The organism is Demequina phytophila, assembly GCF_000971135.1.
In the GTDB taxonomy this organism is placed as follows: Bacteria; Actinomycetota; Actinomycetes; order Actinomycetales; family Demequinaceae; genus Demequina; species Demequina phytophila.
In genome coordinates, this window is record NZ_BBLW01000001.1 from 1 (window position 1) to 12,060 (window position 12,060).

8 protein-coding genes are annotated in these 12,060 nt (G+C 72.1%); 1 reads left to right on the top strand and 7 read right to left on the bottom strand.

Features of this window, described 5'->3' with window-relative positions; all coding sequences use genetic code 11:
• From AOM01_RS00005 to rimP, 4 genes are all read right to left on the bottom strand, one after another.
• A partial coding sequence (locus AOM01_RS00005; protein WP_156155755.1) for a translation initiation factor IF-2 N-terminal domain-containing protein occupies nucleotides 1-247 on the bottom strand: 247 nt, incomplete at its 3' end.
• Between the two features lie 128 nt (nucleotides 248-375).
• Nucleotides 376-537: a DUF448 domain-containing protein gene (locus AOM01_RS14045; RefSeq protein ID WP_267127722.1), complete on the bottom strand. Its 162-nt coding sequence runs from the start codon at nucleotides 535-537 to the stop codon at nucleotides 376-378.
• A gap of 141 nt (nucleotides 538-678) precedes the next feature.
• Complete coding sequence (gene nusA, locus AOM01_RS00010) at nucleotides 679-1,686, bottom strand: transcription termination factor NusA (RefSeq protein ID WP_062287183.1); 1,008 nt, start codon at nucleotides 1,684-1,686, stop codon at nucleotides 679-681.
• A gap of 6 nt (nucleotides 1,687-1,692) precedes the next feature.
• Entirely contained in the window at nucleotides 1,693-2,157 is a 465-nt protein-coding gene (gene rimP, locus AOM01_RS14530) for a ribosome maturation factor RimP (protein WP_062288502.1), read from the bottom strand.
• 94 nt (nucleotides 2,158-2,251) lie between these two features.
• Here rimP and AOM01_RS14280 point away from each other — a divergent pair, with 94 nt between their 5' ends.
• Nucleotides 2,252-3,208 (top strand): DUF4439 domain-containing protein, encoded by a 957-nt coding sequence (locus AOM01_RS14280; RefSeq protein WP_062287186.1) that lies wholly within the window; start codon nucleotides 2,252-2,254, stop codon nucleotides 3,206-3,208.
• A 133-nt stretch (nucleotides 3,209-3,341) separates the two neighbouring features.
• Here AOM01_RS14280 and AOM01_RS00025 read toward each other — a convergent pair whose 3' ends face one another.
• The 3 genes from AOM01_RS00025 to AOM01_RS00035 form a co-directional block, all read right to left on the bottom strand.
• Entirely contained in the window at nucleotides 3,342-5,135 is a 1,794-nt protein-coding gene (locus tag AOM01_RS00025) for a proline--tRNA ligase (RefSeq protein WP_062288510.1), read from the bottom strand.
• 130 nt (nucleotides 5,136-5,265) lie between these two features.
• Nucleotides 5,266-9,705, bottom strand: a complete 4,440-nt coding sequence (locus AOM01_RS00030; protein ID WP_062287189.1) for a carboxypeptidase regulatory-like domain-containing protein — start codon at nucleotides 9,703-9,705, stop codon at nucleotides 5,266-5,268.
• A gap of 209 nt (nucleotides 9,706-9,914) precedes the next feature.
• Complete coding sequence (locus tag AOM01_RS00035) at nucleotides 9,915-11,999, bottom strand: hypothetical protein (RefSeq protein ID WP_062287192.1); 2,085 nt, start codon at nucleotides 11,997-11,999, stop codon at nucleotides 9,915-9,917.
• Nucleotides 12,000-12,060 lie beyond the last annotated feature (61 nt).

The window sequence follows — 12,060 nt, forward strand, 5'->3', positions numbered from 1 at the left end:
GCTTGGGGCCGGGCTTGGGTGCGCCGGGCTTCGCCGCCGGCTTGGCGGCGGGCTTGCTCGGCGCCGCCGCGGCGGGGGCGCCGGAGGTCGCCGCGGGGAAGGCCTCACGGGCCTTCCGCACCACGGGGGCCTCCAGGGTGGAGGACGGACCCTTGACGTATTCGCCGAGCTCGTTGAGCTTGGTGATCAGGTCCTTGCTCGAGACTCCGAGCTCCTTCGCGATCTCGTGAACGCGGGGCTTTGCCACTTCTCTCCTGTCTCGGCTCGCCCAAGACAGGGTCGAGCCATCGTTACGGCTGGGTGCTCATCGTGAGATGCTCATCGCTGGGCCATGGGCTTTCATCCCGTCTGATTCGATGGTGGGCACGGTCCACGCTAGCCGACCGCGAGGCCGGAGACGTCCAGCTCCGCCACGCGCAGCGCGCGGGGCAGGGCCCTCCGTCTCAGCGCCTGCGCGAGGCACTCCGGACCGGGGTGCAACCAGGCTCCCCGTCCCGGCAGGCTGCGACGCTCGTCGACGACCGCACGGCCATCCACGCACGCCACCCGCACAAGGACCGACCGAGACGCCCGACCCCTGCATCCGACGCACGTCCGCACCGGTTCCTGAGGAGCGGTGGCGGGGGCGCCGACGTCACGAGACGGGTCTCTCGGCTCCACTAGTCTAGCGGATCCCCGTCAGCGCCCGGATCCGGCTCGCCCGGGCACGTCGGGCTGCTCGTCCGATCGGATGTCGATGCGCCACCCCGTGAGGCGGGCGGCGAGGCGGGCGTTCTGGCCCTCCTTGCCGATCGCGAGCGACAGGTGGAAGTCGGGCACGACGACGCGCGCGGCGCGCGCCTCCTCGTCGACGACGGCCACCGACACGACGCGCGAGGGCGACAGCGCGTTGCCCACGAACGTCGCCGGGTCGTCGTCCCAGTCGATGATGTCGATCTTCTCGCCGCGCAGTTCGCTCATGACGGCGCGCACGCGGGAGCCCATCGGGCCGATGCACGCGCCCTTGGCGTTCACGCCGGGCACGGTCGCGCGCACCGCGATCTTGGTGCGGTGGCCGGCCTCGCGCGCCAGGCTCATGATCTCGACGGTGCCGTCGGCGATCTCGGGCACCTCGAGCTCGAACAGCTTGCGGACCAGGCCGGGGTGGGTGCGCGACAGCGTGATGGACGGACCCTTCGCGCCGCGCGAGATGTCCAGCACGAAGCCCTTGAGGCGCTCCCCATGCACGTACACCTCGGTGGGGACCTGCTCGTGCGGCGGCAGGATCGCCTCGACGTCGCCGAGGTCGACATGCACGTTCTTAGGGTCGGAGGACTGCTGGATCACGCCCGACACCAGGTGGCCCTCGCGGCCGGCGTACTCGCCGAGCACGGCATCGTCCCCCGCCTGTCGCAGGCGCTGGAAGATCACCTGACGCGCGGTGGACGTCGCGATGCGACCGAAGTCCGCCGGGGTGTGGTCGAACTCGGGCAGGTCCGCGGGGTCCTGGCCCTCCTCGCCGTCCTCGCGGGCGAGGATGGTCACCTTGCCGGTGACCCGGTCGAGGTGGGCGCGGGCGTGACGGTACGCGCCCGGGGTCTTGTGATACGCCGAGACGAGCGCCTGCTCGATCGCGTCGACCAGCACGTCCAGACGGATGTCCTTCTCGCGCTCGAGGCCCCGCAGGGCCTGCATGTCGATGTCCATGTCCTACTACTCTCCCAGCCTCTTGAGCTCCACGACGATGCGACCGTCCGTCACCTGCGCGAGCGGGAGCCGGCGCTCCTCGCCGTCGACGTCGAGCACGAGCTCATCGTCGTCGAGGGCCGTGAGGCGTCCCGTGAGGGAGCCGTCCGCGAGCCGCAGGTCGACCAGCCTCGTGCGGGCGCGCATGAAGTGGCGGCGCTCCGTGAGGACACGGTCGGTTCCGGGGGTCGAGACCTCGAGGACGTACGGCGTGGAGGGCACGTTCGCCTCGTCGAGCGCGGCGCCGATCAGGCGGGAGGCCTCTGCGACGCGGTCGAGGTCGGCGCTGCCCACCTCGTCCTCGGGCAGGTCGACGGTGACGAGCACCCGCGAGCGCTTGCCCGCGGCCGTGACGTCCACCCCGTCGAGGACCAGCCCCGCGGCCTCCGCCGCCGGCGCGGCAAGCTCGATGATGCGGCTCGAGATGTCCATGGCATCGCCTCCCACGCGCGGCACGCGCTCCGTTTCTGAAGTTCGGTCGACCCATATTCTAGGACCCTCGCAGGGGCATGTCATGATGGCGCCCATGCCGTCCCGTCCCTCCCGCGCGCTCGGCCTCGCCATCACCGCAGGCATCCTGGCGGTCGCGGTCTCCGGATGCTCATGGAGGCTCGAGACGCCGCCGATCGAGCGGCGCACGCCCACGCCCACCGTGGTGCTGCGGGACGAGGCCGCGATCCGCGAGCAGACCGTCATCGACGTGGCCGACGCGTCGGAGTCTGGCGCGGTCGAGGCCGTGCTCGCCCCGGAGCGGCTCGAGGCGCTCGGCGGGGTGTACGTCGCGACCCCGTCCCCGACGCCCTCCGCCACCGTGTCCGTCGCCCCCGCGCCGACATTCGATGCCGCCGTCGCGGACGCGATCGACGGCGCGCTCGAGGCCGCCGACGCGGCCGCCGAGGACGACCCCTCCCTCGCCGCGCTCCTGCGGTCGATCGCGCTGTCGCACGCGCTCGTGTCCGACGCGCCCGCCGTCGCGGGCGAGGCCCCGGCCGAGCGCGCGATGCCCGCCGTACCCGCGAGCGGGGACGACGATGCGGGCACCTGGACGCCGGCGGAGTCGAGCGCGGTCGACCCCGCCGTGCTCGCCGCGCTCGCGGTCACGCATGACCGCGCCTCCTTCGCGTACGAGGTCGCCGCGGCGCGAGCGACCGGCGGCGAGCGGGAGCGCGCGCTGACCCGCTCGCGGTTGCATGAGGCGCGCGCGGCCGCGCTGGTCGCGCTGCCCGGAGTCGAGGACGACCGTGACGGCCTCTACGACGTGCCGCCGTCCGGCACGGCCACGCGGAACGCCCGCGCCGCGACCGAACGCGCCGTCGAGACCGAGATCGCGGAGACCTACGCCGCGCTGATCGACGGCGCGGACGCCGTCGACGTGCCGTGGATCCTCGACGGCGCGTACGACGCGTGGATGCAGGCGGCGTCGCTGCGAGGCTTCGACCTCGCGTCGCTCCCGGCACTGCCGGGCGTCACCGCCGCCTCCTGACCCACCGGCGGTCGCTGATCCACACGGGTCTGCCGCTCCTCCACACGAACCCTCCGATGTGACCGCAAACATGCACGGAGCCGGCCCCCGGGGGACCGGCTCCGTGTGGATCAGCGCTCGCGGCGTGGGGTGCTCAGCCGGCCAGCGCCTGCCGGACGCGGGCGATCACGGCGGCCGCCGCATCGTCCACCGGCAGCGCCTCGCTGGTGCCCGCCGCGCGGACCTTCAGCTCGACGGTGCCCTCGGCGAGGCCGCGCCCCACCACCAGGATGAACGGCGCGCCCAGCAGCTCGGCGTCCTTGAACTTGACGCCGGGCGAGACCTTGAAGCGGTCGTCGTAGCAGACCTCGATGCCGGCGGCCTCGAGCTCCCCCGCGAGCCTCGCGGACGCCTCGAACACCGCGTCGTCCTTGCCGGTCGCGACCACGTGCACGTGGTACGGCGCGACCTGGACGGGCCAGGACAGGCCCAGCTCGTCGTGGTTGTTCTCGGCGAGCAGCGCGACGGCGCGCGTGACGCCGATGCCGTAGGAGCCCATCGTGACCACCTGCTGCTTGCCGTTCTCGTCGAGCACGCGCAGGTCGAGCGCCTCGGCGTACTTGCGACCCAGCTGGAAGATGTGGCCGATCTCGACGCCGCGCGCGAGCTCGAGCGGGCCCGAGCCGTCGGGGGCGGGGTCGCCGGCGCGCACGCTCGCGGCCTCGATGGTGCCGTCGGCCGTGAAGTCGCGGCCCATGGTGAGCTCGAAGACGTGCTTGCCGTGGACGTCCGCGCCGGTGATCCAGCGGGTGCCGGGGACGATGCGCGGGTCGACCAGGTACGGGATCGCGGCGTCCTGCTCGTCGCCGCGGGCGACGCCCTCGGGGCGGGCCTGCGGGCCGAGCGCGCCGGGGCCGATGTATCCCTTGGTCAGCTGCGGGTGCTTGGCGAAGTCCTCCTCGTTGGCGGCCTCGACGCCGAACGGCGAGAGGGCGGCCTCGAGGCGCGTCATGTCCGCGTCGCGGTCGCCGGGCACGCCGACGACGAGCAGCGAGCGCTCCCCGGTGGGCGACGTGAGCGCGAGCACCACGTTCTTGAGGGTGTCCGCTGCGGTCCACTCGCGGTCGGCGCGCGGGTGCGCGGCGTTCGCGGCGGCCACCAGCGTGTCGATGGTCGGGGTGTCGGGGGTGTCCTCGACGTGGGCTGCGGGGGCCTCGTCCCAGGGCAGGGCGTCGGGCACGGGCGTGGTGACGGCCTCCACGTTGGCCGCGTAGCCGCCGGGCGACCGCACGAACGTGTCCTCCCCCACCTCGGTGGGCGAGAGGAACTCCTCGGACCGCGAGCCGCCCATGGCGCCGGACTGCGCCTGCACGATCACGTACTCGATCCCGAGCCGTTCGAAGATCCGCACGTAGGCCGCGCGCTGCGCCGCGTAGGACGCGTCGAGACCCTCGTCGGTGACGTCGAAGCTGTACGAGTCCTTCATGATGAACTCGCGGCCGCGCAGCAGGCCCGCACGGGGACGCGCCTCGTCGCGGTACTTGGTCTGGATCTGGTAGATGGTGAGCGGCAGGTCCTTGTAGCTGCTGTACAGGTCCTTCACCAGCAGCGTGAACATCTCCTCGTGCGTGGGCGCGAGCAGGTAGTCGCCGCCCTTGCGGTCCTGGAGGCGGAACAGGTTGGGGCCGTACTCGGTCCACCGGTGGGTGGCCTCGTAGGGCTCGCGCGGCAGCAGCGCCGGGAAGTGGACCTCCTGGCCGCCGGCGGCGTCCATCTCCTCGCGCACGATCGCCTCGACCTTCGCGAGCACCTTCAGCCCCAGCGGAAGCCAGGTGTAGATGCCGGGCGCGGCGCGCCGGATGTAGCCGGCACGGACGAGCAGCTTGTGCGACGCGACCTCGGCGTCGGCGGGGTCCTCGCGCAGGGTGCGCAGGAAGAGAGTGGACATGCGAAGCATGGGACCAAGGGTATCGGCCACGGACGGCGGACGATGCGCGGGTCGCCGGGCGCACGACCGGGCGGCCGCACGGGACGCGAGACTCGGCCGGGCATCGCCGGTGCCAGGGGCGCTCGGCGCGTCAGCCCCCGTACTCCCCCGCCCACTGCAGCAGGCACTGCGCCATGGTCGCGCGCGTGAGCGCGGCGCGCGGCTTGAAGGCGCTGCCCGCGGGTGCCGTGAGGATCCTCCTCGCCCTCGCCCAGGTGATCGCCGTGTACGCGCCGTGGATCGTGGAGACGTCGCTGTAGGGCGAGCGCGCGGGCGGGGCGAACCCCGGGGAGCCGGCGAGCCGATAGAGGAACGTGAGCGTGTCCGCCCGCGTCATCACGTCGTCTGCGCGGTACCGGCGGCCGCCGACGACGCCGGCCTGCCGCATCCACACGATCGCGCGGTAGCGCCGGTCCGTGACGCTCACGTCCGAGTACGGCGAGGCGGTCGGGAGGACCACGTCCGGGCTGCCTGCGAGGCGGTAGAGGTACTGCGCCATCGCGCCCCGGTTCACGGTGGCGGACGGTCGGAACGACCCGTCCCCGAACGGAGTGGCGATTCCCGCATCGGCGACCCACGAGATCGCCGACCACGCGGGATCGTGGAACGTCACGTCCGTGAAGAAGTAGACAGGAACGTAGAACGCCTTGCGCGAGGACGCCTCGAACACCGGGCTCGTCGCGTAGCTGGTCGCTCCACCGACCCACGCGGTGCGTCCCTTGAAGGCCTGCCACGCCGCGGACGTGGTGACGTAGCCGTCCGTCAGGACCATGCGCACGTCCACGAAGGCGTGGGTGGTCTCGAGGTCGAACGGCGAGCCGTGGGGGCCGCAGAAGGCGGACTCGACCGTCGAGGCCGACCTCAGCGCCACCGCGCACACCGTCGACCCCCGGAAGCTCTTCGGGACGTTCAGCGTGCCGCGGAACGCCGAGCCGTACTTCACCTGCGAGGAGGTGAATGCGCGGTTCGCGTCGGTCACCGCGCGCGAGCCGGTCGCGGTGGGCACCGTGATGACCCGAGGCGTGACCGCATCGCTCGGACGTACCCACCCGCCGAGCGCCGCGCCGAGCGCGATGCGGACGCGATAGGCACCGGACGCGACATGCGAGAACGCGTACCTGCCTGTCGAACCGACCGCTGTCTCAGCGACGAGATCCCCGGCGCGCGTGTAGAGCGAAGCCACGGCACCCTCGAGCTGGTAGCTCCCCGCTCCCGTGACGCGCCCCGCGATGGTCGACTCAGGTGTGAGGACGATGCGTGGTGCGGCGGTCGCGCCGGCCACCACCACGATCGGCGTCGCCGACGACACACCCGCCTCTCCAGGCGCCCAGCCATCCCCGAGCCCGTCGAAGCCCGTCGCGAGGATCAGGTACCTGCCCGGCGCCAGATCGTCGAAGGAGTACGCACCGTCGGTCGTCGCGCAGGATGCTGCGACGCGCTCGACCCGGGTGGTGTAGATCTCGACGCAGCCGCCTTCCCCTGGACCTCCACCTCCCTCCACGGTGACGCGCAACGCTCCGGCGGCGCGCATCCGCACGTCGGCGCGAGCCGTGCCGCCCGTGGCAACCGTGATCGGTGTCGCCCGTTCACGGGTCGGCGAGCCGGCGAACCATTCCGACGCCTGCGCCGTCACGCCGGTCACCAGCATCGTGTAGGTGCCCGCGGGCAGGCTGTCGATCGTGTAGGAGCCGTCGTCGCCCGCGTCGGTCGCCTGCGCGGCACGGCCATCGGCGTCGTACGCGATGACCCGCGCGCCAGCCGCGGGATCGCCGGACGACGCGGTGACCCGTCCCCTGATCGTCGCTTCGGGCTTCAGGGTCGCGTCCAGCTCGAAGGTTCCCCGGGTCGCCTGGATCGTGACCGCCTTCGACCTCAGGCCGGTGGTCTTCCCCCGGCCCGCGTACCACTGGTAGGCGGCGCCAGGTCCCTCGGAGTAGAACTGGACGCGATAGTGACCAGGGTCGACGCTGAGCTCGTACGACGAGCGTCCAGGTTCCACGCACTGGTGTGCCGCGGTCGTGCCGCCCTCGACCGCCATGGCGCAGACGGTGAGGTCATCCCTCCCGGCGGGCCTGGTGATCGTCCCGGTGATCGTGGGCCACGGGTCGACCAGGAACACCCCGACGTTCGCCGAGCCCGCCAGCACGTCCTGCGTCGCCGTCGTGCCATCGAGCACGCCAGGCGCGTCCCGAAGCGTGAGCCAGAGGCCGCGCGGCAGGTCGTGTCCGAACCGGAACCAGAAGACACCGTCCACGCTGGTGCACGTGGTCGCGAGGACCTCGTCCGACGCCGTCAGGTCGATGCAGCCCTCGGTCACTTGAATCCGGTCGAGCGTGCTCCGGGTGAACGCGGTGACCGCGATGGTCCCGCCGAACGCGAGGGGGGCGACCACCACGGCGTCGATGACCTGGACGCTCACAGGCGCCGGCCCGCCGAAGATCACCCCCGGCGAGTCGGGGTCGAAGCACCCGCCCGGCGCCGGCTCGGCCGCCACGCAGAGGCGGTAGGAGCCGGCGGCGAGCCCGGAGAGGTCGAAGGCGTCTCCGACGCCGCCGCAGTCGCGCGCGAGCTCGATCGGTGCCGTCTGGTCGAGCGCCATCACGCACGCCTCGTCGACGGGTAGCGTGTCGGGCACCGCGATGGTTCCCGTGATGCCGTACGCAGGCGCGACGACGATGTCGGCGCCGTCGATGACCTCGCCGTTGCCCGGTCCGAGCACGACCGTGCCGCGGCTGTACAGCGACCGCGCCTCCGGTGCGAGGCCAGGTGACGTGATCCACTGCGCTCCGTAGCCGGCGGCTCCGAGCACCCCGACCTTCGCGGCCGCCACCGGCGCGACGAACCGGTAGGTTCCGTCGGCTCCCGTCGTGGTCGACGACAGGATTCCGGACGAGTTCGCGCGCACCACGGTCGCGCCCTCGACGGGCGTCCCCCCGGCGTCGGTCACCGTGCCGGTCAGCGCCTGCGTCGTGGGGACCACCATCGCCAACTCATGGTGATCGCTGCCCGAGAGCACCACCGACGTCCCCTCGGCGCCGTTGACGGCGGCGGGATAGGCCACCACGTCGTACGAACCCGAGACGCCTCGCGCCTCGAACGTGTACCGTCCGGCAGGCAGACCGCGGAATGACGCCGCACCGTCCGCGCCGAGCGAGCAGTCGCTCGCCTTGTCGACCACGGCGGGGCCGTGAAGCACCGCGTAGACGCAGCCCTGGGTGATCGGGCGATCGTCTGCACGGGTGACCGATACCGTCACCGAGGAGGCGCCTCTCGCCGGCGCCACCATGGTGTAGGCGACCGTGGCTCCCGCGGCGACGCGGACCCGGCGCTCGATCGACATGTCCCCCGCGTTCCGTGCGCCGGTCAGCGAGAACGCCGCTCCGCGCGCGTCGATGTCGCGATCGACCCGGAACGTGAACACGCCGTCGGCCGCTGCGCAGTCGGTGGTCGCACCGCGCTTGGCGAGAGTCGAGGAGGCCAGGCAGCCCCCGTCGAGGGGCGCGCCGTTGTCGAGCGTGACCGCCATCTCCACGGTGCCACCCCATGCGAAGGTGACGCGAGTGGTCGCACCCGAGGCGACGTCGACGCGCTCGGGTTCATTCGTTCCCATGCTGAAGCTGCCGCCGTACCACCCTTCCTGGGAGGCTTCGCAGGGCCGGGATGCCGGCGCGGGCTTGACGCACAGCAGGTAGCCGCCGGCGCGCAGGTTTGCGAAACGGAACGTGCTGCCGGCGGTGCCGCAGCGAGCGGCGACGACAGACTGCTGGCCCGCGTAGTCGTACAGGAGCACGCACGCGTTGGCCCCGTCGGCCACCGTTCCTGGCGGCGGCTCGATCGTCCCCGCGATGGTCCCCGCGGCGGTCAGCGTGGCATCGGCGCGCATCACCGATGCCGTGGTGGTCCCGAGCCGCTGGCCCAGCGTGACGGGCTTGTCCGGCCACGAGATCGAGCCGAATCCGGCCTTGGCGAAGGTCAGCAGGTAGCTCCCCGAGGCCGGACGCTGGAGCACGTAGCGCCCGTCCGGGCCGGTCAGTACCGAGAGCGCCGCGGTGAGGAAGGTCCCCGATCTCAGCGAGACCTTCGCACCGGCGATAGGAGCGCCATCGGAGTCGCGCACCGTGCCGCTCACCGACCGCTTGGCCAGCAGCGCGTACTCCAGCGACGTGACGCCACCCCCGACGACCGCGACGGGGGAGGCGGCCGCAAGCGTCGACGCGCTGTCGTAGTACTGGGTCGGAGCCGTGCCGAAGCCGGTGAACTTGAGCCGATAGTCGCCGTCGATCAGCCCGCCGACGGTGTACCGACCGGCGGCGCCCACGCAGTCGGCCCCGACCGACGTGCCGGCGGAATCGAACGCCTCGACGCACCCCCCTGTCGCGACGGACCCGTCGGCCCAGGAGGTCAGCGAGGCCACGACGGACCCGGTCGGATCGGCGTCCTCGGCGTTCGCGGGCGTCACCGCGATCCCGGTGATCATCAGCGCTGCGCACGCCGCGCTGACCGCGCGCGCCAGCATCATCCGGCTGAGCATGGAACCCCCTCAGGCATCACGGGCGTCCACGCCCGTGCCCGCATGCTAGTGCACAAAGGTACGCCCGACCGGAAGCATCGTGCCTGCTCACCGCCGCGTCGTGAGGACCCGCGCGCCCTGGTGCCGCGGGCGGACGATGCGCCGGTCGCCTCGCCGCATGCGCGAGGGCCGCCGCCGGGTCACCCCGGCGACGGCCCTCGACCGTGCACCTATCCGATCCGTCGCGCCTGCGAGTAGACCGAGGACTTGAGGTAGCCGTCCTTCGAGGCGATGATCCGCACCTTGACCACGTGGCCGCTGTCGGCCTCGCGCAGCACGTAGGTCCTGGACTTCGCGCCGACGATGGGCCTGCCGTCACGCACCCACTGGTAGGCGATCTTGTCCGGCTTGGGCGACCACGCGGGCGTCGCCGTCCAGATCGTCCTGCCCACCACCATCGTGCCCTTCAGCGCCGGGCGGTCGGGGGTGGCCCAGACCTTCGGCACGTAGAGCGTGGCCGACTTGACGGTGCGGTCCGTGTAGGTGGCGCGCGACGCGGTCACCTCGACCCGCAGCTTCTTGCCGCGGTCCTGGGGCGTCACCGTGTACGTCCTGCCCGTCTCGCCCGCGATCGGCACGCCGTTCCGCAGCCACTGGTAGGCGAAGGACTCGGGCTCCGGCGCCCAGGCGCCCGTGACGGCGCGGAGCGTCTTGCCCGCCTGCGCCGAGCCCTTGATGACGGGTCGGGGCGCCGTGGTGAACGCCTGCACGCAGCCGTCGGTGGGACGAGGAGCGCCGAGCACCACGTTGTCCATCCGCAGGCCCGCGTACGAGTTGTTGATCAGCCACCCGTACCGGTTGCCCCCCACGAGCGTCGGGACGAGGTCCCCCGCGTTGCCGCCGAGCGTCCACGTCTTCAGCACGGTGCCCGAGTCGGACAGGACCGACAGGTCCGCATAGAGCAGCCCGCCCTGCGCGTACACCTTGTGCCGCAACGTGTACCAGCCGGACTCGTCGAGGTAGAGCGGGTTGGCGCCGTAGTTGCTGCGGTACGGCGACGACTGCGCTGCGGTCGTCCCCGTCCCGATTGTCCACGTCCCGGAACCGTCCGCACCCGCGTAGAACATGAAGCTCCGCTGCAGCGCCCCGTCGGTGCCGTTGACGCCATGCGCCCACGTGAACTGGCCGGGGGCCGCGTCCGCGTCGAGGTAGAAGTCGGCCGACGCGGTGTAGCCGCCCGACGGGAACTCCGTCGCGTAGCCGCCGTACGCCATGGTCACCGTGCCGGTGGTGTTGTGCGTGCCGTAGTTGGTGACGGGCGCCTCGGCGTACCAGCAGCCCGCGGAGGCGAGCGTCCCGTCGTTCACCCTGGTCACCAGCCCGAGCCCCGCCGACGTGCCCTGCTCGAAGCCGCCGACGAAGGTCGCGGGAAGCACGCGGGCGGTCTGCGGCGTCGCGGTGACGGTGATGAGCGGCGTCCGGTAGTAGTTGTTGTCCTGCTGCCAGCCGCTCGCGGCCTTGAGGACCCCGAGCTCGGGCTCCTCATCCGGCGACGGGAAGTTCATGTCGTCGCTCGAGTCGAAGTACATGATGCCCTGATCGACGTTGGTGCCCGTGGTGGGCGCCGCGTCAGCGAGCGACACGTCGAGGCTGTCGTACGGACCGCCGATCGCGAGGCCCGAGCCGAACCGGCTGGTGGGGAACTTCACGGTCGCGATCACCTGGTCGGGCAGCACCACGCCCTGGTTGTGGAGGTCGAAGGTGACCGTCTGCACGTAGTTCGCGACGCATCGTCCCCTGGCCGCGTCGTACCACCACGCGGACTCGATGAACACCTCGGTGTCGGGGTTGTCCACGCAGGTACCCGGCTGCGCGCTCGGGCGGTAACGGACGTTGACCTGGCGGGTGAGCGTGGCAAGCTTCGCGCCCACCGAGCCGCCCGCCGCGACCGCGTAGATGTTGACCGTGATCGGGTGGCTGAACGTCGCCCCGGAGGTGGTGGTGCAGTTCTCGTTGTTCCAGGTGCCGCTCTGGCACGCGAAGCTCTGGAGCGTCACCTGGACGGTGTCGAGCGTGCGGGCCTCGCCCGCGAGAGCGATGCGGTCGCCCATCTCCGCGATCGACCTGGTCTGCAGGTTGAGGTGTCCGCCCGGATCCGTGTACTGGTCGTCCGCGAACTCGTAGACGGTGTCCACGCGCGGGTCGTCCGTGGCGGCCCCTGCCGGCGCCGCGATCAGGCTGGTCGCGAGCATCACGGCCCCCGCCAGCGTCCCGATGGCGGCGCGAGAGCGCAGCCGGTTCCCCCTCTGATGCATTTCTGTTCCCCCAGTCATGCGACCCGCACATGGATCGGGAGCGCGGCCTCGACGCCGTGCT

What these genes read in the sequence shown, in the direction of transcription:
- AOM01_RS00025 (WP_062288510.1), bottom strand. Translation starts at nt 5,135, where the DNA reads ATGTCCACTCTCTTCCTGCGCACCCTGCGCGAGGACCCCGCCGACGCC.
- rimP (WP_062288502.1), bottom strand. Translation starts at nt 2,157, where the DNA reads ATGGACATCTCGAGCCGCATCATCGAGCTTGCCGCGCCGGCGGCGGAG.
- AOM01_RS00035 (WP_062287192.1), bottom strand. Translation starts at nt 11,999, where the DNA reads ATGCATCAGAGGGGGAACCGGCTGCGCTCTCGCGCCGCCATCGGGACG.
- AOM01_RS00030 (WP_062287189.1), bottom strand. Translation starts at nt 9,705, where the DNA reads ATGCTCAGCCGGATGATGCTGGCGCGCGCGGTCAGCGCGGCGTGCGCA.
- AOM01_RS14280 (WP_062287186.1), top strand. Translation starts at nt 2,252, where the DNA reads ATGCCGTCCCGTCCCTCCCGCGCGCTCGGCCTCGCCATCACCGCAGGC.
- nusA (WP_062287183.1), bottom strand. Translation starts at nt 1,686, where the DNA reads ATGGACATCGACATGCAGGCCCTGCGGGGCCTCGAGCGCGAGAAGGAC.